At 68.0% G+C, this 21,794-nt stretch carries 19 protein-coding genes; 7 read left to right on the top strand and 12 right to left on the bottom strand.

Annotated elements, in window-relative coordinates; translation table 11 throughout:
* Positions 1-1,587: an FAD-dependent oxidoreductase gene (locus QH168_RS21205; RefSeq protein WP_280236505.1), complete on the top strand. Its 1,587-nt coding sequence runs from the start codon at positions 1-3 to the stop codon at positions 1,585-1,587.
* Positions 1,588-1,723: 136 nt separating this feature from the next.
* Here QH168_RS21205 and QH168_RS21200 read toward each other — a convergent pair whose 3' ends face one another.
* Entirely contained in the window at positions 1,724-2,485 is a 762-nt protein-coding gene (locus QH168_RS21200) for an SDR family NAD(P)-dependent oxidoreductase (RefSeq protein ID WP_280236504.1), read from the bottom strand.
* A gap of 496 nt (positions 2,486-2,981) precedes the next feature.
* On the opposite strand from QH168_RS21200, the gene QH168_RS21195 reads away from it, so the two are divergent.
* The gene (locus QH168_RS21195; protein WP_280236503.1) at positions 2,982-5,513 is read left to right on the top strand and encodes an Hsp70 family protein; all 2,532 of its coding nucleotides are present in this window, start codon (positions 2,982-2,984) and stop codon (positions 5,511-5,513) included.
* A 761-nt stretch (positions 5,514-6,274) separates the two neighbouring features.
* Here QH168_RS21195 and QH168_RS21190 read toward each other — a convergent pair.
* The 3 genes from QH168_RS21190 to QH168_RS21180 are packed head-to-tail and all read right to left on the bottom strand — an operon-like array spanning position 6,275 to position 9,858.
* Positions 6,275-7,798 carry a class I adenylate-forming enzyme family protein gene (locus tag QH168_RS21190; protein ID WP_280236583.1) on the bottom strand — a complete coding sequence of 508 codons (1,524 nt, stop codon included), beginning with the start codon at positions 7,796-7,798 and terminating at the stop codon, positions 6,275-6,277.
* A gap of 33 nt (positions 7,799-7,831) precedes the next feature.
* Positions 7,832-8,890 carry a phosphotransferase family protein gene (locus tag QH168_RS21185; protein ID WP_280236502.1) on the bottom strand — a complete coding sequence of 353 codons (1,059 nt, stop codon included), beginning with the start codon at positions 8,888-8,890 and terminating at the stop codon, positions 7,832-7,834.
* Positions 8,887-9,858, bottom strand: coding sequence for a phosphotriesterase family protein (locus QH168_RS21180; protein ID WP_280236501.1), 972 nt, complete (start codon positions 9,856-9,858; stop codon positions 8,887-8,889). The genes QH168_RS21185 and QH168_RS21180 overlap by 4 nt, the downstream gene beginning before the upstream one ends.
* A gap of 168 nt (positions 9,859-10,026) precedes the next feature.
* Here QH168_RS21180 and QH168_RS21175 point away from each other — a divergent pair, with 168 nt between their 5' ends.
* Positions 10,027-10,593, top strand: coding sequence for a QsdR family transcriptional regulator (locus QH168_RS21175; RefSeq protein WP_280236500.1), 567 nt, complete (start codon positions 10,027-10,029; stop codon positions 10,591-10,593).
* Between the two features lie 102 nt (positions 10,594-10,695).
* Entirely contained in the window at positions 10,696-11,499 is an 804-nt protein-coding gene (locus QH168_RS21170; protein ID WP_280236499.1) for an HAD family hydrolase, read from the top strand.
* Between the two features lie 153 nt (positions 11,500-11,652).
* Here the strand turns inward: QH168_RS21170 and QH168_RS21165 are convergent, their stop codons facing one another.
* Positions 11,653-12,069 (bottom strand): VOC family protein, encoded by a 417-nt coding sequence (locus QH168_RS21165; RefSeq protein ID WP_280236498.1) that lies wholly within the window; start codon positions 12,067-12,069, stop codon positions 11,653-11,655.
* 90 nt (positions 12,070-12,159) lie between these two features.
* On the opposite strand from QH168_RS21165, the gene QH168_RS21160 reads away from it, so the two are divergent.
* Entirely contained in the window at positions 12,160-13,125 is a 966-nt protein-coding gene (locus QH168_RS21160; protein WP_280236497.1) for a helix-turn-helix transcriptional regulator, read from the top strand.
* A gap of 40 nt (positions 13,126-13,165) precedes the next feature.
* On the opposite strand, the gene QH168_RS21155 is transcribed toward QH168_RS21160, so the two are convergent.
* The 6 genes from QH168_RS21155 to QH168_RS27745 all read right to left on the bottom strand — a co-directional run bounded on the left by QH168_RS21155 (position 13,166) and on the right by QH168_RS27745 (position 19,067).
* Complete coding sequence (locus QH168_RS21155; protein WP_280236496.1) at positions 13,166-13,996, bottom strand: sirohydrochlorin chelatase; 831 nt, start codon at positions 13,994-13,996, stop codon at positions 13,166-13,168.
* Positions 13,996-15,291: a sulfate adenylyltransferase subunit 1 gene (locus tag QH168_RS21150; protein ID WP_280236495.1), complete on the bottom strand. Its 1,296-nt coding sequence runs from the start codon at positions 15,289-15,291 to the stop codon at positions 13,996-13,998. Before QH168_RS21150 ends, QH168_RS21155 begins: the two co-directional genes overlap by 1 nt.
* 1 nt (position 15,292) lies before the next feature.
* Entirely contained in the window at positions 15,293-16,222 is a 930-nt protein-coding gene (gene cysD / locus QH168_RS21145; RefSeq protein WP_280236494.1) for a sulfate adenylyltransferase subunit CysD, read from the bottom strand.
* A 73-nt stretch (positions 16,223-16,295) separates the two neighbouring features.
* Positions 16,296-17,015 carry a phosphoadenylyl-sulfate reductase gene (locus QH168_RS21140; protein WP_280236493.1) on the bottom strand — a complete coding sequence of 240 codons (720 nt, stop codon included), beginning with the start codon at positions 17,013-17,015 and terminating at the stop codon, positions 16,296-16,298.
* A 31-nt stretch (positions 17,016-17,046) separates the two neighbouring features.
* The gene (locus tag QH168_RS21135) at positions 17,047-18,822 is read right to left on the bottom strand and encodes a nitrite/sulfite reductase (protein WP_280236492.1); all 1,776 of its coding nucleotides are present in this window, start codon (positions 18,820-18,822) and stop codon (positions 17,047-17,049) included.
* 152 nt (positions 18,823-18,974) lie between these two features.
* Positions 18,975-19,067, bottom strand: coding sequence for an Ms4527A family Cys-rich leader peptide (locus QH168_RS27745; RefSeq protein ID WP_369008998.1), 93 nt, complete (start codon positions 19,065-19,067; stop codon positions 18,975-18,977).
* 215 nt (positions 19,068-19,282) lie between these two features.
* On the opposite strand from QH168_RS27745, the gene QH168_RS21130 reads away from it, so the two are divergent.
* Both QH168_RS21130 and hemW read left to right on the top strand, forming a co-directional pair.
* Positions 19,283-19,711 carry an SgcJ/EcaC family oxidoreductase gene (locus QH168_RS21130; protein ID WP_280236491.1) on the top strand — a complete coding sequence of 143 codons (429 nt, stop codon included), beginning with the start codon at positions 19,283-19,285 and terminating at the stop codon, positions 19,709-19,711.
* Positions 19,712-20,071: 360 nt separating this feature from the next.
* Complete coding sequence (gene hemW, locus QH168_RS21125; protein ID WP_280236582.1) at positions 20,072-21,232, top strand: radical SAM family heme chaperone HemW; 1,161 nt, start codon at positions 20,072-20,074, stop codon at positions 21,230-21,232.
* Between the two features lie 75 nt (positions 21,233-21,307).
* Here hemW and QH168_RS21120 read toward each other — a convergent pair whose 3' ends face one another.
* Entirely contained in the window at positions 21,308-21,775 is a 468-nt protein-coding gene (locus QH168_RS21120) for a YbaB/EbfC family nucleoid-associated protein (RefSeq protein ID WP_280236490.1), read from the bottom strand.
* Positions 21,776-21,794: the final 19 nt, after the last annotated feature.

Genomic DNA, 21,794 nt, shown 5'->3' with positions numbered 1-21,794 from the left:
ATGCCCTACGTTGTCACGCAGTCCTGCTGTAGCGACGCGTCCTGCGTCTACGCCTGCCCGGTCAACTGCATCCATCCCACGCCCGACGAGCCCGATTTCCGCACCGCGGAGATGCTCTACGTCGACCCGCAGGCGTGTGTGGACTGCGGCGCCTGCGCCTCGGCCTGCCCGGTGGACGCGATCACCTCGTCGAAGAAGCTGACCGAAGAGCAGAAGCCCTTCATCGAGATCAACGCCGATTTCTACCGGCAGTCCCGGCCGCGCCCGATCCTGGCGCAGCCGGTGCCCGCACCGGAGATCAGGACCGAACGCGAACCCCTTCGGGTGGCGATCGTCGGCTCCGGCCCCTCGGCCATGTACGCCGCCGACGAGCTGCTCACCCAGCCCGACGTCGCGGTGACCATGTTCGAACGGCTGCCAGTGCCCTACGGCCTCGCTCGCCACGGTGTGGCGCCCGACCATGCCAAGACGCGTCAGGTGAGCCGCCTCTTCGATGTGATGTCGGCGCAGCCGGGTTTCGGCTCGTACCTGAACGTCGAGGTGGGCAAGCACATCTCGCACGAGGAGCTGCTGGCCTACCACCATGCGGTGATCTACGCCGTCGGCGCGTCCTCCGATCGCAAGCTCGGTATCGCGGGCGAGGGTTTGGCGGGCAATGTGTCGGCCACCGATTTCGTCGCCTGGTACAACGGCCATCCCGACCACGTCGGCCGCACCTTCGACCTCTCGCATGAGCGCGCGGTGATCGTCGGCAACGGCAATGTGGCGCTGGATGTGGCGCGCATCCTGACCGTCGACCCCGAATCGCTCGTCGGCACCGATATCTCGCAGACCGCGCTGGACGCCCTGCGCGACAGCAGGATCGAAGAGGTCGTCATTCTCGGTCGGCGCGGTCCGGCCGAGTCGGCGTTCACGGTGCCGGAGTTCGTCGGCCTGCTCGGCTCCGATATCGATATCGTCATCGAGGGCGAACTGCCCGAGATCACCGACGATCTGCCCTATCAGGTGGAGCAGAAGCTGCGGCTGCTGCACAGCGTGCGCAATCGTCCGTTCGGGCAGCGTCGCCGGATCGTGTTCCGCTATCTGTCCTCGCCGACCGAGATCCTCGGACCGGACCAGGTGACCGGTATCGAGATGGTCCGCAACGAACTGGTCGCCGACGGCGACGGCACGATGCGTGCGGTCCCGACCGATCGGACCGAACGGCTCGACGCGGGTCTGGTGCTCACCTCGGTGGGCTACCGCGGTGTGCCGCTGCCCGGTCTTCCGTTCGACGAGCGTGCGGGTGTGATCCCGAACCTGGACGGTCGTGTCCTCGAACAGCCCGGTGGCTCGGTGCTGTCGGGAACCTATGTGACCGGCTGGATCAAGCGCGGTCCCACCGGATTCATCGGCACCAACAAGTCCTGCGCCCAACAGACGGTGCAGCAGCTGGCCGACGATTTCAACGCGGGCAGGCTACGCGCGCCCTCGGGCGGTGCGGCCGGGTTCGACCGCCTGGTCCGCAGCAGGCAGCCCGAGCTGCGGCCCGGTGGGGCGGTATTGCGTCCGACCGGACCGGTTCGGCGCCTGCTCGACCGGATCTGAATCGGTTCTGACGATCGCGCCGGAGTCATCCGACTCCGGCGCGATCGTCGTATGGCGGCCGGTATCCATCGGCCTCGACGCAACGCCGCACGCATCGGCCGATGAGGGGCCGGTGCGTGCGGTGTGCCGATCGTGCTCAGCGTGCGGTGAAACCGCCGTCGATCGCGAGCGCCGCACCGGTGACGAAACTCGACTCCGGGCTCAGTAGATACGCACACAACGAGGCGATCTCGGCCGGCTTGCTGATGCGACCCAGCGGATGCAATGCCGCGACGGCGGCCTCGCCCTCCGGTGTGGTGCCCATCGAGTTGCGGAAGGCCGGTGTATCGACCGCGCCGGAGACCAGCGCGTTCACCCGGATGCCCTGATCCGCCGCTTCCAACGCGACCGCGCGCGACAACCCGACCACGCCGTGCTTGGCCGCGACATACGGTGCGACCGAGGCCATCCCGACCACGCCGAGGTTGGAGGCATTGTTCAGGATGGCACCGCCACCGGAGGCGACCAGCGCCGGAACCTGGTGGCGCATACCGTAGAAGACGCTGGTCAGGTTGAGGTCGAGTTCGCCACGCCAGGACGCGTCATCGATCTCGGTGACGGGGCCGGACGCGGTGATCGCGCCGGCATTGTTGAACGCGGCGTCGAGGCGCCCGAACTCGTCGAGTGCCGCCTGGGTCAGCGCGGCCACCTCTTCCTCGTTGCGTACATCGGTGGATACGAACACCGCGCGACCGCCGTCGGCACGAATCTCGTCGGCGATCCGTACGCCGGCTTCTTTTCCGCGTGCACCGAGGACGACGGCGGCCCCTTCGGCGGCCACCCGCCGGGCGACCGCCTCGCCCACACCCGAGGTGGCTCCGGTGATCAAGACGACCTGCTCGGCGAATCGTTGTGCCATGGAAGTCGGTTTCCCTTCTGGTACTTGAGTTTTGGTAAGCGCTACGACGTCGTGATGCCAAGTCAACCCGGTGCGGGACCGGTGTGCTGGCGGAAATCGGTCGGCGCGTTGACGTGTCACCTAATCGTCCGGAAGCGACCGCTCGGTCGAATTATGTCGATGTAGCAAAGGTTTGGTTACCGACTGGTAGGTGTGTGGCGCGCGAGTGGTCGGCGGATTCGGCCGGAAGTGTCGCGAGCGGTGGATCGATCGCCGAATGATTGCGGAGACGGGCGCCGGATCTCCGAATCGCATCGATCCAGGGGCCTGGATCATTCGACCGCGAAGCCATGACCTGGGTCTTCGGCGAATTATCGCAATTGGTTGAACCTTTCATATCAAATCGGCATCCGGATGGAGTCGAAACAGCTAACCTGTGGGGGCTGTTTGGAAGACGACCGCGGCCCATGGTTCTTCACATGAGGGACGTGGTCACGGTGCGTTGACGGGATAGCGAATGACTACAGGGCTGGGCTTCAGCATCGGCACAGTGAACTCCATAGCGGCGGTGGCGACCGCCGAGCAACCACGGCCATCGGTGCGAACCAGGCGCACCACCGCCGCGTTCGACGGCACCAGCGGCCTGCGGCTCGGCAGCATCCCCGAATTCGCCGTCGCGGTCACCGATTTCGCCGATCTCGCCCGCGACCCGGATTCGGTGACCATCGGCGGACGAATCTGGTCGCCCGCCAATATGATCGCCGCGGTGGTGCACAGCCTGCTGGTCTCGGCCGAACCCTGCGCCGGCGTGGTCACCACCTATCCGGCGGCCTACTCGACCAAACAGGTCGCCCTGCTGCGGCAGGCGCTGGAACTGTCCGGGATCGGGCATGTGGATCTGGTGCCGGAACCGGTGGCCGCCGCCGAATGGCTCGAGCGTGAACAAGGTCCGCTGCCATCGGAATTCGTGCTCGTCTACGACCTCGGCGGAAACAGTCTCGACATCACCGTGGTCCGGGTCGGCCCCGAATGGCCCGACCATCCCATGGTCGGCACACCGGTGCGCTGCTACGACTTCGGTGGCCGCCCACTGGGTGCGATGATCGCCCGGTACGCGGGCGGCAAGGTGTCGCCGACTCCCGGTGCCGTCGCGATGACATCGTTCGTCGATACCGACAGCTTGCGGGTGGAGCAGATCCGCGATTCGCTCGAGGTGGTGCGGGCCGCGGTGCGCGCGGCCGGCATCACCATGTCCGATATCGGGCGGATACTCGTCGTCGGCGGCGCGGCCCGGCCACCCGAAGTGGCGCGGACCCTGGCCGAACTCGGCCGCCCCGTCGTCATGTCCGCCGATCCGGGGCAGACCGTCGCGGCCGGAGCCGCCTATCTGGCGGCGCGCGACGCCGCACCCGCCGCACCAGGCGCGAGCTTCCATCCACCGGTGTTCTCCGGTGCGGCAATCTTTTCCGCGATCGCGATGTCGGCCGCCACCATGTTCGGTGGCGGAGCGGTGGAGACCCAGCTCTCCCCGGTGCTCGACCGCTTCCCGCGCCTCGACCTCCCGAACGATGCCCTGCTGGTCGAACTCGACGGCAGCGCGGTGGACGGGAGTGGCCTCGTCGGCCATATCGGCGCGGTCGGTCACGCGGCCGCCGGAATGGTCCGCACCGTCGCCGGTGTGCCCACCCGTATGACCGGATACGCCGCGATGGTCTCGCCGTCGGCGTACGCACGGCCGCAGGGGCCGACCATGGCCGAAAGCCGTGGAAATTCCGGTACCGATACCCATTCCGACACCCGGCAGTGGCGGCACCGGCCCGATGAGCGATCGGGGACCTACGCCGATCCCGCACGCTTCCGCAATCCGATGCCCTTTACCCAGCCGAACGGTTCGGTGCGTCCGCCGAGCGCTCCAGGTGAGGGCGCGCCGTCGGTGCCCGGCGTCGGTGACGGGTCGAGCCCGGTGCCCGGAGCGCCCAGTGGTACGACGCCCGGCACCGGCGGCGGTGCGACCCCGGATGTTCCGTCCGGGCCGATCGATACTCCGGTGCCCGGCGGCGTGGGTCCGGGCACGTCGACCGGCGGAATTCCCGCAGGCAGCACCTCGCCGGGTGGTGTGGGAATCCCGGACGGTTCGACCGGGACCGTGGGCGGCGGAGCGCCTGGTGGAGACTCGACCGGCGGTCCGGGCGACGGGACATCCGTGGGTGGCGGCTCGGGGACGGCCGGTGGTGATGCGCCTGGCGGAGACTCGACAGGAGGCGCGGCCGGTGGCGGCGCATCGGGCGGTTCGGTGGGCGGGTCGACCGGTGCGGGCACCGGTGGCGCTCCGGGTGGTTCGGCCTCCGGTGGTGTGTCGGGTGGTTCGGGTTCGGATGGTTCGGCGTCCGGTGGGTCGTCGTCGGGTGGGTCCACCTCGGGGGGAACCTCCTCTGGCGGTAATACATCGGGTGGTGGTGCGTCTGGTGGCAGCGCATCGGGTGGCGGCACATCCGGCGGTAGCGCGTCCAACGGAGGCGCATCGGGCGGTAGTACGTCCGGCAGAAGTGCTTCGGGCGGAAGTACATCCGGTGGCAGCGCGTCCAACGGAGGCGCGTCGGGCGGAAGCGCGTCGGGTGGTAGTACGTCAGGCGGTAGCGCGTCCCGTGGCGGCTCGCCAGGTGGAAGCGCGTCGGGTGGTGGCGCGTCCGCCGGAAATACGTCCGGTGGGAGTACGTCCGGGGGCAGCGCGTCGGGCGGAAAAACGTCCGGTGGGACTACATCCGGGAACAGTGCGTCGGGCGGGAATTCGTCGGGCGGAAGCTCGTCCGGTGGCGGCTCGGGCCGATCGTCGTCGGGCGGTGGATCGGATTCCAGTTCTGGCGGGCGCTCGTCCAGCGGGGGTTCACGTGGGGGTTCGAGCAGCGATTCGTCGGGCGGTTCCCGCGGGGGTGGTTCGAAGGGCGGCTCGAGCGGCTCCCGCGGCGGGTCCGGGGGCTCGGGTGGGTCCGGGGGTTCCGGCGGATCGGGCGGGTCCGGTGGTTCGGGTGGTGGCTCGGGCGGCCGCTGAGTCCTGATCGCCCGCAGCAGGCGCCGATGGTGCCGCCGCCGATATCCGGTGGCGCAGATCGGCCGCTGGCTCCGGCTCCAGCGTCGAGGGGTTCTGGTTGTGGCAGCCGGTATACACCGCCACAGCGGGGAAGCAGAGCCCTTCTCAGGTCAGGCGACGCCGCAAGCGGACAACGAATCCGCTTGCGGCGCCGACCATCGACCTTCGGGTGCACAGACATGTCAGCCCCGCACCGAGAAATCACTTCCACGGCGATTCGGGTCAGCGGCTCACCATGCGGACAGGGGTCCGGTGCGGTGGCGTTTCGTCGGTACGGTGCTGCGTTTTCGGGTAATTCGCGACCGTGGGCTCACCACATGGCGATGAGTCGGGCCGTGCCAGTTCGGTCATCCGGCTGCTGTACTCCCCGGCACCGCTGACAGGTTCTGGTTGTGCCGTGCTCCATCACCGACCCTTCAGCGGTTCGTGACCGCCGACCCACCATGTGGGTCCGTCGGAGGCGTGGTGCCGTGAAGGTCTGTGAGTTGCGTTTTCCGGGTGGTTCGCGACCACGGGCCTACTGTGTGGCGAGTGTGCAGGCGGTGGTGGTCCGGGTGCGCTTCGCGGGGTGGGTCGCGACCATGGACCTACTGTGTGGCAAGCGGGCAGGCGGTGGTGGTCCGGGAGTTGCGCTTCGCGGGGTGGTTCGCGACCATGGGCCCATCGTGTGGCGAGCGGGTCGGGTCGGGCGCGTTGCGGCGGACCAGGGCTGACCGCATCGGTCAGCGCAATGGCTCACCCCATCGGACCTGCTCACGCAGTGTGGCCTTGAGCAATTTTCCACCGGCATTGCGGGGAAGTGCCTCGTCGGTGACGGTGATGTACTGCGGAATCTTGAAGTCGGCCAGCTGGTTTCGGCAATGGGTGAGGACGACGTCGAGATCGATATGGTCGCCGTCGCCGAACAGGACCGCGCCGACCTTCTCGCCCATGACCTCGTCCGGTACGGCGAGCACGGCCGCGTCCGCGACGCCAGGCGCGGCGAGTAGCGCGGCCTCCACCTCGACGCTGGAAACGTTCTCCCCGCCGCGATTGATGATGTCCTTGATCCGGTCGATCACGTGGACGCGGCCCGCCGCATCGACCCGGACGACATCCCCGGTCCGCAACCAGCCGTCGGTGCGGGCCGCCGCGGTGGCCTCCGGCCGATTCCAGTACCCGGCGGTGACATTCGCACCACGCGCCAGCAGCTCCCCGACGGTCGGATCGTCATCGATCGGTGCCACCGCGAGCCGTACCGACGGCACCGCGTAGCCGACCGAATCGGCGTGGTCGACGGCATCGGCGTCGGGGAGCAGCGTCATGAGCGAGGCGGTTTCGGTCATGCCGTAGCCGTTGAAGACGGTCGCGGCGGCGAACGCCGCCCGCACTGCGCGCACCAGGGCCGGGGCGATCGGCGCGCCGCCGTAGCCGACCCAGCGCACCCCGGACACGTCCGTGCCAGCGAAGTCCGCATGCCGCAGCATCAGCGAGTACATGGCCGGAACCGTGACGACGAACGAGATGCGTTCGGCGGGTAGGGCGGCGATCATTCCCGGCACATCCCGCGCCGCCATGATCACCGAGGTGCCGCCGAGGTATATCGCGACCATGAGCTGCGAGTTGCAGCCGGTGACGTGGAACAGCGGCACCGAGATCAAGGTCCGCAGTTCGGCGCCGATATCTCGCGGCAGGCCGAGGCAGCGGACCATGTTCTCCGCATTGGTCAAGAACGCCTCATGGGTGGTCGGCACGCCTTTCGGTTTTCCGGTGGTGCCCGAGGTGTAGAACAGTGCGGCGATGTCGTTGTGCCCGAGCCCATCCGCGACGTAGGGCTCCCCATCGGGAAGGGGTGCGTCCGGTCCCAGATCCACGTCGACACCGGCATCCGCCAGGACGAAGTCGATCTCGGGCGGTGTCGAGCGAGTGTTCACCGCGACCGCGATACCGCCCGCCAACACGATGCCCCAGAAGGCCAGCACCCAGTCGGCGCCCGCCGGATACCGGATGGCGACCCGGTCACCGTGGCTCACCCCCGCCGCCCGCAGCCCACCGGCGATCCGGGTGGCCCGGTCCCACAACTGCGCGTAGGTCAACCGCTGCGCTCCCGGTTCGACCACCGCCTCCACGCCGGGGTGGGCGTCGGCGCGGGTTCGGAGCAGGTCGATCAGGGTGGCGGGCAGATCGTCGTAGCGGGGGATGCCGTCCGCATCGACCGAGGTGCCGGTGGTGTCGAAAGGGTTGTGGGCGCGCGGGATCTCGATCACCGCATGATCTGTGGTCACGGTGGGTCCTTCCACTCAGATTCCGGCCTCGTCGGCCACGATGCGGGCCTGGCGGACGACCGCATCGATGCGTTCCGCGGTGGGCACTCCGGCATCGGCCCTATTACGTGGCTCGTCCATGCCGCGGCGTAGCACCCCGTCGGCGATGATGGCGAGCTTCCACAGCCCGAACGCGTGCCAGTAGCGCAGCGCGGCCGGATCGCGTCCGGTCTCGGCCAGATAGATATCGGCCATCCTGGTGCGATCAGGAAAACCGGGCAGCGCGGTGGCGGCGAAATCACCGGCCGTGTCCTCACCCGGCTGCACCCAGTAGGCGAGCAGGCTGCCCATATCCGCCAGGGGATCGCCGAGTGTGGACAGTTCCCAGTCCAGGACCGCCGTGATCTCACCGCTGTCCGGCGCGGTGATGATGTTGCGCACGTGGAAATCGCCGTGCACCAGCGTGAGTTCCCGCTGTTCGGGTGCGGCGGCGGTCAGTCGACGGGTGAGATCGTCGAGTTCGGGACGATCGGCGGTTTTGGACTGCTCCCACTGCCGCGTCCACCGTGCCAATTGCCGCTGCGCGTAGGGTTTGTGACTCGCCAGATCGTCCAATCCGACCGCGCGGATGTCGACGGCGTGAATCTGCGCCAGCGTCGTGGCCATCGAATGGCCGATCCGCTCGCGCAGCGTAGGTGACAGCGACTGCGCGATCGGCATGCTGTCCACTACACGGCCGTCGACGAACTCCATCAGCACCATCGGGGCCTCGGCGTAGGCCGGGTCGTGGGTGCAGCCGAGCACAACAGGCGTCGGAACCGGTGTGTCGGTGAGGGAGGACAGGATGCGCGCCTCCCGCGCCACATCGTGCGCGGAGGCGAGCAACCGGCCCAGTGGTGGCCGCCGCACCACCCAGCGGTGGTCGGCCGAATCCCGCACCAGATACGTCAGATTGGATTGGCCGAGACCGATCCGGTCGAACCGCAACGGGCCCGACCGCTCGATGCCCAGATGATCCAGCCAGCGACCGACCGCCGCCGGATCGATACCGGGGACGGCGCCGGAATCCGCGGTCCTGTCCGCCTCGTGGTTCATGCGGTGAAGTACCTGCGCGGATTATCGACCAGCATGGTCGTGATCTGCTCGGGGGTGACACCGTGAGCGAGCAGGGCGGGCAGCACGTCATCGCTGATATGGGTGAAGTTCCAGTTGGGTACGGCGGCGGCCTTGCCTTCGGCGGAGAACCAGTCGATGAAACAGGCCGCGTCGTGGGCGAGGACCATCTTCTCCGCGTACCCGCGTTCGGCCAAGGTGGCCACCGTGGCGACCCGCTGTTCGAACGGCAGCAGCACATCGAGACCGAAACGGTCCATCCCGAGATAGGAACCCGCGTCGGCGAGTTCGCACAGATAGTCCAGATCGGTGCTGTCGCCGGAATGCCCGATGACGACCTTGGTGAGATCCGCGCCCTCCTCGACGAGGATCTTCTGCGCCACCAGACCGGAATGAGTATGCGGATTGGTGTGCACCGTGATCGGCACACCGGTTTCGACGTGGGCCTGCGCGACGGCGCGCATCACCCGCTCCACGCCGGGCGTCAGACCCGGCTCCTCGATCGCGCACTTCAGGAACGCGGCTTTGACGCCGGTGCCCGCGATGCCCTCGCGGATGTCCTTGACGAACAATTCGACCATCGGCTCGGGGACGTCGAACAGCAGGCCGGGGCCGGTGTGGTGGAACTGGAAGGGGACCTCGTTGTAGGTGTAAATGCCGGTGGCGGCCACGATATTGATGTCGACCTGCTCGTTGACGCGCTGAATGCGCGGCAGATAGCGGCCGAGCCCGATCACCGTCGGGTCGACGATCGTATCGATGCCGCGTGCCTTGCATTCCGCGAGCTTCTCGACGGCGTCGGCGACCTGCGCGTCCTCGTCCCAGTGGTTCGGATAGTCCGGGTAGTTCTGCTGGAGTTCGGTGCCGAGCACGAAGACGTGTTCGTGCATCAGCACCTTCCCCAGCGCTGTGGTGTCGACGGGGCCGCGGACGGTTTCAACTGTGGGCATCGGATTCCTCTGCGCTAGCGCCGGTCGGCGGTGATTATTTGTGATGCACACCACCGTTTGTGAGACACTTATGGAGTGTGTCTCACGTGTCGAATTCCGTCAACTCGTCCGGGTATCCGCACGGTGCGGCGGGATGCGAGTCGCCTGCGGGTATGAGGAGATGAACGGGTGATCGCTACTTCCGAAGCGCGTCGCGCGGTCGATGCCGCCACGAAGCTGTACCTGACCGGCGAACCGCTGGACATGTCGGTGCTGGCCCGCACCCTCGGCATCGGTCGGGCCACGCTGTACCGGCACGTCGGCAACCGTGACGAACTGATCGCGACAGTGCTGGCCGAGGCCACCGAACGCACCTACCGCAAGGCGATCGCGGCGGCGTCGGGGTCGGGCGCCGCGCTGATCCTCGACGTGCTCGAACGATTGATGACAGCGGTCTCCGGCTCGGAACCGCTGCGCGCGCTCACCCGGCGCGAACCGCAACTGTTCATCCGGCTGGCGCTGCTGCCCGGCGCCATCGAATCCACCTCGGCACGGTTGATCGCGGAAATGCTCGAAGACGAGCAGCGGCAGGGGCATCTGCGGTTGCGTATGCCGAGCCGCGTGCTGGCCGATGCCATCGTCCGCATCTGCGATGTCCACCTGTACGCGCCATTGCTCGGCGGTGATGCCCCCCAGATCGGCACAGCACTCGATATCGTCGCGCTGCTACTCGGACACGACACCGCCCCCGCATAGCTGTTCGCCGGACGAGATGCAGATTCCCTTGCGGTGCCGATATTTTCAGTGGCGGCCAGTAAATTCGATGTCAGATCCCCACGGGGACGGCACAATAGGGAAGTGGTAGACAACGGGGGAGCGCCTGAGCTGATCGCGCTGGACGTGGACGGAACCCTCATGCCCACCGGTGAGCCGATGAGCAAGCGGGTCGTCGCCGCGGTGCGCGCCGCCGTCGCCGCTGGTGCACACGTCGTGGTCACCACCGGCCGCACGGTACTCAAGACCCGCCCGGTGCTGGCCGAACTCGGTCTGGTCGACGGTCACGCCCTGTGCTCCAACGGCGCCGTACACATGGACGTCGCCGGTGGTGATCCGGTGGCCGTCCACGCCTTCGATCCCGCGCCGGCGGTCCGGGCGCTGCGCGATCTGTTCCCCCAGATGATCCTCGCCGCCGAACGCGTCGGAATCGGCACCTGGGCCACCGGATTCAGTCCGGGCGAGTACGACGTCGGCGGCGAATACCTCGTCGTCGACGATCGCACCCTGTGCAGCGCGCCGACCCCACGCCTCAACGGTTGGTGGCCGGAAGGCTCCACCGAAGAACTACGTCGCCTGCTGAACTACCTCCGAGTGCCCGATGCCAGCTGGGTGTACGGCGAGTACGGCCCCTGGCTGACGGTGTCGCGCCACGGTGTGTCCAAGGGCTGGGCGCTGGAACGACTGCGCACCGCCCTCGGCGTCCCGGCCGCCGCGACCCTCGCCATCGGCGACGGCTACAACGACCGGGAAATGCTCACCTGGGCGGCGCATTCGGTGGCCATGGCGAACGGTCCGGCCGAAATCCGTGACCTGGCCGATGAAGTCACCGCCGACGTCACCGCCGACGGTGTCGCACAGGTACTGGAGCGCTGGTTCCGTCCGTAGCCGCTCGAGCTCCGGCAGCTGGTCCGGTCGTCTCGGCCGGAGTCCTGCGGCCGGTGGGGTGCCGCCTGGGAGTACGCCGGCCTGTCGGGGCAGGCATCGGCGTCCCAGCGCAGATGCGACCGCGCCACCACCGGCCGGCGCCGTGTCGCGCGTTCAGGCCGCCGTCGCGGGGCCGGTTTCGGCCAGCACCTCGAGGTAGTGCGGGTTCGACATGATGCCGAGCACATTGCCGAACGGGTCGACCACCGAGGCGGTGACGAAACCGGTGCCCTCGCCGCGCTCGGTGATGGGGTCGTATTCGGTGGCGCCGAGTTCGAGCAGCCGATCGAAGGTGGCGCGCAGATCGTCGACATGCCAGTGCACGATGGCCCCACCCGCGGTCTCACGGCCCTTCGGTGCGTAGGCACCGGCGATGATGCCGAATTCCTGCTGATAGTCGCCGATCCGGAACTCGTAGTAGCCGCCGGGCACGGCGAAGTAGGGCGGGATGCCGAGTACCTCGGTGTACCAGTCCTTCGCGGCCTCGAGATCGTCGGCGTAGAAGTTCACGGTCGCCATTCCTCGCAGCATCACTGTCTCCTTCGTTTCGTTGTGTGCTGAATACATCCTCGCGGTCAAAGTGCTCACCAAATGATCACTTTTATCGGCAGAATGACATTCATGCGAGCTGATCGACTGGTGGCCACCCTGCTGCTGATGCAGAGCCGGGGGCGGGTCACCGCTGCCGAGATCGCGACCGAACTCGAGGTATCGATCGCCACCGCGCGCCGCGACCTCGAGGCGCTGTCGGCGGCGGGTATCCCGGTGTATCCGCAGCCGGGTCGTGGTGGTGGCTGGCAGCTGATCGGCGGCGCGCGCACCGATCTGAGTGGTTTGACCGCGGGGGAGGCGCGGGCGCTGTTCCTGCTCGCGGGTCCATCGGCGGGCGCCGAACCCGAGGCGAAGGCGGCGCTGCGCAAACTGGTGCGCGCGTTACCGCAGACCTTCCGTGATGAGGCCGAGGCCGCCGCGGATGCCGTCGTCATCGATCCGTCCCGGTGGGGCGCCACCGAACGTGAGCTACCCGCAGAGGTCCGCACCCTGCAACGGGCGGTGGTGCAGCGCAACAAGGTTCGCATCGGCTACCGCACCCGCACAGGTGAGCAGTCGCGGCGGCTGGTCGACCCGCTCGGCCTCGTGGACAAGGACGGCATCTGGTATCTGGTCGCCGGTACCGATCGCGGCAGGCGGACCTTCCGGGTCGAGCGCATCGACGAGATGGAAGTGACCGCGGAGGTGGCGGACCGACCCGAGGATTTCGATCTCGCCGAGGCCTGGCAGCAGGTCGTCGACGAGGTGGAGCGGCAGCGTTCGACCGTCGCCGCCACGGTACTCATCAGTACACAGCTGCTGCCGGTCCTGCGCAACCAGCAGGGACGGCACTGTGTGGTGGACGGCCCGATCGACGACGGGCGCGTGCAGGTGCGGGTCACCGCGCCCACGGCGTGGATGGTCGCCCAGCAGCTTGCGGGCTGGGGCCGTTCCATCGAGGTGACCGGGCCCGCGGACGTGTGCTGCGAGCTGGCGCGGATAGGCGCGGAGCTGGTCGCCCGTTATGCGGGGACCGGCGTCGATACCGGGTCGTGAGCGGCAGCCGCGGACCCCGGTTCGATCGTGTGGAACCGATTCAGGCCGAACGCAAGAGCGTGTCGACGACCGCCGCGTCGTAGCGGTCGAGCACGATATCGGTCAATGCGGGGTGCGGTCCGAGGACCTGTGCGTGCGCCAGATCCGGTGCCTGATTTGCCAGCCGGTCGGTGAGCAGACCGGGCGCGAGGAACCACGGGGCCACCAGAATCCGTGCGGCGCCATGGGCCCGCAGCCGGGCCGCGGCCTCGGTGACCGAGGGCCCGGTGGTCGCGAAGCAGATCTCGGTGGTCCATCCGGTCGCCGCCGCCAGCATCCGGGCGACCCCGGCGGTGCGGGCATTGGCCGCGGCCGACGAGGAACCCACCGCCGCGACGGCGATGCCGAGCCGGGGATCGGCAGCAGTGCCAGCGGAACTCGCGTCTCCACGGGAGTAGGCGTCGACCAGCGGAGCCACCTCCCGGTCGGCGGCGATCACCCGGTCGCGCAAGGCCGAGACCAACCGCGCGTCGGCACCGAGGACCTCGGCCTGGGTCAGCTCCAGCAGAGGATGCCGCGCGGAAGCCCCCGCCAACAGTCCGGGCAGATCCACCCGCGCGTGAAAGGCGCTGCCCAGCAGCAAGGGGACCACGATCGCGCGGGTATGCCCCCGCGCCGCGACGGCGTCGATCACCTGGTCGACCGACGGCGCGTTCAGATCCAGGAATGCCAGCCGCACATCCAGATCCGGGCGTGCGGCTGCGATCTGCTCGGTCACCGCCGCCATGGTGGCGGCCGAACGTGGGTCGCGGCTGCCGTGCGCGACCGCGATCAGTGCGGGCGCGCGGCCCGCACTGTGCGCGGTCCGTGCGCGGAAAGCCGCGGACACCATCAGACCTCGGTCCCGACCTCGACCGCCGTCAGCGCGTCACCGACCAGACCGGCGGCGAGGGTGTTGCCACCGGACGGATCGATCAGCAGGAAGCTGCCGGTGTGTCGGTTGACCCGGTAATCATCGGCGGCGACGGGTTCGGCGACCCGCACCGAGATCCGTCCGATGTCGTTGAGTTCCAGCGATTCCGGATTCGGCGCCGCCGACAGTCGCTGCTCATCGAACCGTTCGATCAGTTCACCGACGATCGCCTGTGTGGTGCGGGTGCCGTGCTTGAGCAGCAGTCGCGCGCCGGGACGCAGCGGCTTGTCGCCCAGCCAGCACACCGTGGCGTCGAAGGTATCGAGCGGTTCCGGTGCGTCGCCGGGGGAGGCGATGATGTCGCCGCGGGAGATGTCGACCTCATCGGCCAGGATCAGCGTGACGCTGCGTCCGGGCTGTGCGACCGCCAGCTCACCGTCGGGGGTGTCGATGCGTTCGACCGTGGTGCGGATACCCGAGGGCAGTACGACCACCTCGTCACCGGGCGATACCGAACCGGCCGCGATCTGACCGGCGTAGCCGCGGTAATCGGGGTATTCGGCGGTGCGCGGCCGGATGACGTACTGCACCGGGAAACGCAGGCCGAGCGAATGCGTTCCGGAGCTGTCGGCGTCGACCGGCACCGATTCCAGGTGCTCGATCAGCGAGGGGCCGCTGTAGTACGGAGTGTTGTCGGAGCGGGTGGCGATATTGTCGCCGTGCAGCGCCGACACCGGGATCTCCAGCACATCCTCGCTCGTCCAACCCAGCGTGCTGGTGAGCTTGTTGAACTCGGCGGAGATCTCGGCGAACACCGTCGCCGGATCGTCGACCAGGTCGATCTTGTTCACCGCGAGCACCAGCTTCGGTACACCGAGCAGCGCGAGCACCGCGGCATGGCGGCGGGTCTGCTCGATGACGCCCTTGCGCGCGTCCACCAGCAGGATCACCAGCTGTGCGGTCGAAGCGCCGGACACCGTGTTGCGGGTGTACTGGACGTGGCCGGGGGTGTCGGCGAGTACGAACGAGCGCTTCGGCGTCGCGAAATAGCGGTAGGCGACATCGATGGTGATGCCCTGCTCACGCTCGGCACGCAGACCGTCGACCAACAGCGAGAGATCCGGGGTGGACAGACCCTTGTCCACCGACGCGCGGGTGACGGCGTCGATCTGGTCGGCCAGCACGGATTTGGTGTCGTAGAGCAGACGTCCGACCAGGGTGGACTTACCGTCGTCGACAGAACCGGCGGTGGCCAGCCTCAACAGGTCGGACATATCAGAAATAACCCTCTCGCTTACGGTCTTCCATGGCGGCCTCGGAGACCCGGTCATCGCCTCGGGTCGCGCCACGTTCGGTCAGTCGGGAGGCGGCCACCTCGGCGAGGATCGCCTCGTTATCGGCCGCATCGGACAGGATGGCGCCGGTGGTGGAGCCGTCGCCGACGGTGCGGTAGCGCACCGAACGGGTCTCGAGCACCTCGTCGCCGGTCGGGCCACCCCAGACGCCGGGCGTCATCCACATGCCGTCGCGCTGGTAGACCGGACGCTCGTGCGCGTAGTAGATGCTGGCCAGATCGACGTTCTCGCGGGCGATATAGCGCCAGATGTCGAGTTCGGTCCAGTTGCTCAGCGGGAACACCCGCACATGCTCACCGGGGGCGTGCCTGCCGTTGTAGAGGTTCCACAGCTCGGGGCGCTGCCGCTTGGGATCCCACTGGCCGAAAGCGTTGCGCAGCGAGAAGATCCGCTCCTTGGCCCGCGAACGCTCCTCATCGCGGCGGCCGCCGCCGAAAACGGCATCGAAGCGGTTGTCGCCGATGGCGTCCAGCAGCGGAACCGTCTGGAGCGGGTTGCGGATACCGTCGGGGCGTTCGGTGAGCCTGCCGTCGGCCAGATAGTCCTCCACGTTCGCCACATGCAGCCGCAGACCGTAGCGCTCGACCACCTTGTCGCGGAACTCGAGCACCTCCGGCAGATTGTGTCCGGTGTCCACGTGCAGCAGCGCGAACGGCAGCGGCGCGGGCCAGAATGCCTTGAGCGCCAGATGCAGCAGGACCGTGGAGTCCTTACCGCCGGAGAACAGGATGACCGGCCGTTCGAATTCGCCTGCCACCTCGCGGAAGATATGAATCGATTCCGACTCGAGTGCCGCGAGCGTGTCGAAATCGGTGATCCCGAGAGAACGTTCGCTGACTGTCTTGGTCATGAGTTGTGTCCTATTCTGCCTGCCCGATGGCCTACGTGGTGTGCGCACGCTGCCGCCTCCGGGCCTGACTCGGTCAGGCGGTGTGCAACCCGCATTCGGTCTTGGCCAGGCCCGCCCAGCGGCCGCTTCGCGGATCGGATCCCGGCTCCGGCTTCCGCGTGCACGGAGCGCAGCCGATGGACGGATATCCCTCTTCCACCAAAGGGTTGACGAGGATCGAGTGCTGTTCGATGTAGGCCTGCATCTCCTCGTCGGACCACGGTGCGATCGGGTTGATCTTCACCAGGCCGAAACCCTCGTCGAAGGAGATGAGCGGTGCGTTGGCCCTGGTCGGCGCCTCCACCCGGCGGATACCGGTCACCCAGGCGTTATAGCCGGCCAGCGATTTCTTCAGCGGCACCACCTTGCGCAACCGGCAGCATTCGGCGGCGTCACGGGCGAACAGATCCTTGCCGAGCAGCTGATCCTGTTCGGTGACCGAATGTTCGGGGCGCACGTTGATCACATTCACCCCGTAGACGGCCTCCACCGCGTCACGGGTGCCGATGGTCTCGGCGAAGTGGTAGCCGGTGTCGAGGAACAGCACGTCGACGCCGGAGCGGACCTGTGCGGCCAGATGGACCAGCACACCGTCCTGCATGTTCGAGGCCACGATATAGCCGGTGCCGAAGGTCTCCTCGGTCCAGCGCAGCAGATCGGTGGCCGAGGCGTCGGGGCCGAGTTCGGCCGCACCGCGCTCGGCAATGGCCCGCAGCTCGTCTTCGGTCAGCTTGTCGGCGAGTTGTGTTGTCACTGTTGATCTCCCGTCACCTGATCAGGCGTGCTCATCGCAGATCGGCCTCGTCGGCGCGCACTGCCCACTGTGCGAAACGCTCGCCCCCGTCGCGGTTCTTGACGAAATTGCGCACCACACGCTCGATGTAGTCGCCGAGTTCGACGCTGGTCACCTTGTGCTGGCGCAGCTTGCGGCCGAAACCGCTGTCGAGGCCGAGGCTGCCACCCAGATGAACCTGATAGCCCTCGACCTGATTCCCCTCGCCGTCATCGACCAGCTGGCCCTTGAAACCGATATCGGCGATCTGGGAGCGGCCGCAGGAATTCGGGCAGCCATTGATATTGATCGTGATCGGCACATCGAGTTCGGCGTTGATATCGGCCAGCCGCTGCTCCAGTTCGGGAGCGAGCACCTGCGAACGCTTCCGCGTCTCGACGAACGACAGCTTGCAGAACTCGATACCACTGCACGCCAGCAGGTTCTTACGCCAGATCGACGGGCGGGCCTGCAAACCGAGCGGTTCCAGTTCGGCGATCAGCTCCTCGACCTTGTCATCGGCCACGTCGAGCACGATCAGCTTCTGATACGGCGTGAAGCGGATGCGGTCGGAGCCGACGCGCTCGACGGCCTCGGACACCTTGGTCAGGATCGTGCCCGACACCCGGCCCGCGATGGGGGAGAAGCCGACGGCGTTGAGCCCGTTGCGCAGCTTCTGCACACCCACATGGTCGATCGGCTTGTCCGGCTGCTCCGGGGCGGGCCCGTCGATCAGCTTGCGCTTCAGATACTCGTCCTCGAGCACCTGACGGAACTTCTCGATGCCCCAATCCTTGATCAGGAACTTCAGCCTGGCCTTGGTGCGCAGCCGGCGGTAGCCGTAATCGCGGAACACCGACACGACCGCTTCCCAGACGTCGGGCACTTCATCCAGCGGAATCCACGCACCGACCCGCTGGGCGAGCATCGGATTGGTCGACAGGCCGCCGCCGACCCACAGGTCGAGGCCGGGCCCGTGCTCGGGATGTTCGACGCCGACGAAGGCGACGTCGTTGATCTCGTGCACCACATCCTGCTGGCCGGAGATCGCGGTCTTGAACTTGCGGGGAAGGTTCGAGTACTCCTTCTTCCCGATGTAGCGGCGCACGATCTCATCGATCGCCGGCGTCGGGTCGATGATCTCGTCGAACGATTCACCCGCGAGCGGGGAGCCGAGGATCACGCGCGGGCAGTCGCCGCAGGCCTCGGTGGTGTGCAGGCCCACCTGCTCGAGCCGCCGCCAGATCTCGGGGACGTTCTCCACCTCGATCCAGTGGTACTGGACGTTCTCGCGGTCGGACAGATCGGCGGTGTCGCGGCCGAATTCGGTGGACAGCTCGCCGATGGTGCGCAGCTGCGCGACGTTGAGCGCACCGCCGTCGCAGCGCACCCGCATCATGAAGTATTTGGCCTCGAGCAGGTCGATGTTCTCGTCGCCGGTGTAGGTGCCGTCGTAGCCCTGCTCACGCTGGGTGTAGAGGCCCCACCAGCGGAACCGGCCACGCAGATCGCCCTTGTCGATGCCGTCGAAACCGGTCTTGGAGTAGATGTTCTCGATGCGCGCGCGCACATTGAGCGGGTTGTCGTCCTTCTTGGACTGTTCATTGGGGTTCAGTGGCTCGCGATACCCGAGCGCCCACTGTCCCTCGGCGCGCCGTTTCACCGGCTTCCCGGTGCGGGCGCGGGGGGCGGCAGCGGCCTCGGCCCGTGGGCGGTCCGGGCGGACCCGGCGCTCACGAGCGGGGCGCGTGGCGGATTCGGGCTGATCGGCGTCGGTGCTCGACGTCATGGGGGCTGCTCCTGCTGGGTATGTCGTACGTCCGTGCTGAAGGCGTGAGATGGGCTGTGCTCACGCCCGCGGTGTCAGCGGGCCGAAGTCCTCGATATCGGAATGGCCGGAGAAGGGAGATGGCCGGGGGTCCGGGAACGGGCGCAGCTGAGCTACCGGGAAGAACCGGGCAGACAACAGGCGCTGCATACGCGCTTGAAGTCGACGTGGCGACGTGCCACCAGTCGTACTCCGATTTCGCGCATGGGCTTCATTGTGCCATGTCAGCACCTATGTTCCGACCGCCCTGCCAGTATTTCCCGTAGAACAGAGGGAAATTCCCTGGATTCCGGGGGTGATTTGTGACCGCTGTCATAGTCCGTGTGCGGGATCCGGCCGGTGATGCGTCCGATTCGCCGGATGTGAGTGCCGGCACCGCACAGTTGACCTCGAGCGAACTCGAGGTTGCACGCTCATCGGCATGAGCATCGAGACCACACAGACCCCTCACCGGCCCGCCGACACCGACGCCGAAATCGCCGCGATCCGCGCGGTGGTCGACACCGTCGCCCACGCCCAGGCGAACGAACTCGTGGACGAATTCGTCGCCCTGTTCCGCGAGGACGCCATCTGGACCACCGGCCACGGCAAACTCCTGATCGGGCGCCCCGCGATCGCCGAATTCACCGCGAAGGTGCTGCCCGGTGCCACCGCGCACGGATCGGCGACCTACGAGGTGGAATACATCACCTTCCTCCGCCCCGATGTCGCGGCGGTGAAGGTCAGGCAGCGCTACTTCACCACCGAGGGCGAACTGGACAGTGCGGGCACACCGATGTACGTCATGACCAAGGAGGGCGGGCGCTGGATGCTCACGGCAAACCAGAACACGCCGGTCGTCACCGAGTAGCGGTCGGGCCCACCGTGTTTCCGTACGGCACGCCGCTCATCGGGACCATTGCGTGATCGGCAGGGCCGCGACCATGAGCACACTGTGAGCGAACGGCATCCAGGGCCGCGCGGCGGACCGCCCACCCGAGCAGCAGGCGGTACCGGGGATCACGACCTACGCGACGGAGCGTGCCCGTATCGCCGCGGGGTCCGCGCGACGGCGGCCGAGCCGCGGCACCGTCCACGCGGTGGGTGCGACAGCATCGCCAGGCGTGACGGCGAACACCCAGGTCCCGTGCGACGGCGAGGGCGCTACGGGCACACTTGAACGGTGAGTTCCCCCGCTGTCACCACCCCGCACGCCGATACCTCCGTTCCGGTGCTGCGCGATTTCGGTGGGGGACCGTTCGGCGTCTACGTGCACGTTCCGTTCTGCGCGACCCGGTGCGGATACTGCGACTTCAACACCTACACCGCCGGTGAGCTGGGCAGTTCGTCCTCGCCGCAATCGTGGCTCACGGCGCTGCGCGGTGAGCTGGCGAGCGCGGCCCGGCAGTTCGCGGCACTGCCGAGCGCGACGCCCGAGGTGTCGACGGTGTTCGTCGGCGGTGGCACGCCCTCCCTGCTCGGCGGTGACGGGCTGGCCGAGGTGCTCGACGCGATCCGCGCGGAGTTCACCCTCGCCGCCGATGCCGAGGTCACCACCGAATCCAATCCCGAGTCGACCTCACCGGTGTTCTTCGAGCGGATCCGGTCGGCGGGCTACACCCGCGTCTCGCTCGGCATGCAGTCCGCGGCCCAGCACGTACTCGCCGTCCTCGACCGCACGCATACGCCCGGTCGAGCCGTCGCCGCCGCCAAGGAGGCCCGCGCGGCCGGTTTCGAGCACGTCAACCTCGACCTGATCTACGGCACCCCCGGTGAACGGGACAGCGATCTGGACGCCAGCCTGGACGCGGTCCTCGACGCCGGGGTCGACCACGTCTCGGCGTATTCGCTCATCGTCGAGGACGGTACCGCGCTGGCCCGTCGCGTCCGCCGCGGCGAACTGCCCGCCCCCGACGACGACGTCCTCGCCGCCCGCTACGAACGTATCGACGCCCGCCTGGCCGCCGCGGGCCTCACCTGGTACGAGGTTTCCAACTGGGCATCCTCCGACGCCGCCCGCTGCCGCCACAACCTCGGCTACTGGGACGGCGGAGACTGGCTCGGCGCCGGTCCCGGCGCACACAGCCACCTCGGCGGGGTGCGCTGGTGGAACGTCAAACATCCGGCGCGCTACGCCGATCGCGTGGCCGAGGGCGGGTTGCCCGCGGCGGGCTGGGAATCGCTCACCGACGAGGAGCGCTACCTGGAGCGGGTGATGTTGGCGGTGCGGTTGCGCACCGGACTACCGCTGCGTGATCTGGACGCGGCGGGCATCGCGATGGCGACACAGATCGTCGCGGATGGTCGCGCCGAACTGGTCGGTGACCAGCTGGTGCTCACCGACCAGGGGCGACTGCTGGCCGACGGCGTGGTGCGTGAGCTGCTCGGCTGAGCGATCCGGCATCACGTCGACCGTCCCGGCGGCGACTGCGGGGCGCGGCGCGTGTGCCGGTTCGGATCGTGGTGCTCACGCCAGCCAGGTCTTGCCCCGGTAGTACTGATCGTCCGGGTCATCGGAATCCGGTCCGATGAGATCCTTCGGGTTCGCCGGCGCTTGCGCCGGTTCGGGCTCCTCATCGGCGAAGCGGTCGGCGTACCGGCCGATGATGTGCGCGCCCGCCTCGTCCGCACCGACCAGCTCCCGCACCGTCGCGGTGACCTCGCGACGCAGTCGGGCCTGCGCGCGGTGCAGACAGGTCATCAGCTCGGCCGACAGCGCCGCCGGACCCAACCCGCGAATGCCCTCGGAGAAACGGATATCGGTCGGTAGGCCGTCGCTGTCGACGGTCACCGTCACGCGCCCGCCCTGGGAGGTCTCGGTGACCGAGATCGCGGCCATCCGACCGTGCAACGCCTGATACTGCTCGGCCTTCCGTTCCAGATCCTGTGCCCGGCGGGCGAGATCGGCGGCCGCGCCGGCAGGGTCGTCGAACATCCGGATCTCCCTCGTGTTT

It is taken from the genome of Nocardia cyriacigeorgica (assembly GCF_029868385.1).
Taxonomy (GTDB): Bacteria; Actinomycetota; Actinomycetes; order Mycobacteriales; family Mycobacteriaceae; genus Nocardia; species Nocardia cyriacigeorgica_F.
The sequence above is the reverse complement of the archived record's forward strand: the minus strand, read 5'-3'. Positions and strand labels throughout refer to the sequence as shown.

Bases quoted from the DNA above. Each gene is read 5' to 3' on its own strand.
- QH168_RS21120 (WP_280236490.1), bottom strand. From the start codon at position 21,775: ATGTTCGACGACCCTGCCGGCGCGGCCGCCGATCTCGCCCGCCGGGCA.
- QH168_RS27745 (WP_369008998.1), bottom strand. From the start codon at position 19,067: ATGCGCGAAATCGGAGTACGACTGGTGGCACGTCGCCACGTCGACTTC.
- cysD (WP_280236494.1), bottom strand. From the start codon at position 16,222: ATGACCAAGACAGTCAGCGAACGTTCTCTCGGGATCACCGATTTCGAC.
- QH168_RS21165 (WP_280236498.1), bottom strand. From the start codon at position 12,069: ATGCTGCGAGGAATGGCGACCGTGAACTTCTACGCCGACGATCTCGAG.
- QH168_RS21195 (WP_280236503.1), top strand. From the start codon at position 2,982: ATGACTACAGGGCTGGGCTTCAGCATCGGCACAGTGAACTCCATAGCG.
- QH168_RS21150 (WP_280236495.1), bottom strand. From the start codon at position 15,291: ATGTCCGACCTGTTGAGGCTGGCCACCGCCGGTTCTGTCGACGACGGT.
- QH168_RS21200 (WP_280236504.1), bottom strand. From the start codon at position 2,485: ATGGCACAACGATTCGCCGAGCAGGTCGTCTTGATCACCGGAGCCACC.
- QH168_RS21130 (WP_280236491.1), top strand. From the start codon at position 19,283: ATGAGCATCGAGACCACACAGACCCCTCACCGGCCCGCCGACACCGAC.
- QH168_RS21180 (WP_280236501.1), bottom strand. From the start codon at position 9,858: ATGCCCACAGTTGAAACCGTCCGCGGCCCCGTCGACACCACAGCGCTG.
- QH168_RS21135 (WP_280236492.1), bottom strand. From the start codon at position 18,822: ATGACGTCGAGCACCGACGCCGATCAGCCCGAATCCGCCACGCGCCCC.
- QH168_RS21155 (WP_280236496.1), bottom strand. From the start codon at position 13,996: ATGGTGTCCGCGGCTTTCCGCGCACGGACCGCGCACAGTGCGGGCCGC.
- QH168_RS21185 (WP_280236502.1), bottom strand. From the start codon at position 8,890: ATGAACCACGAGGCGGACAGGACCGCGGATTCCGGCGCCGTCCCCGGT.
- QH168_RS21205 (WP_280236505.1), top strand. From the start codon at position 1: ATGCCCTACGTTGTCACGCAGTCCTGCTGTAGCGACGCGTCCTGCGTC.
- QH168_RS21160 (WP_280236497.1), top strand. From the start codon at position 12,160: ATGCGAGCTGATCGACTGGTGGCCACCCTGCTGCTGATGCAGAGCCGG.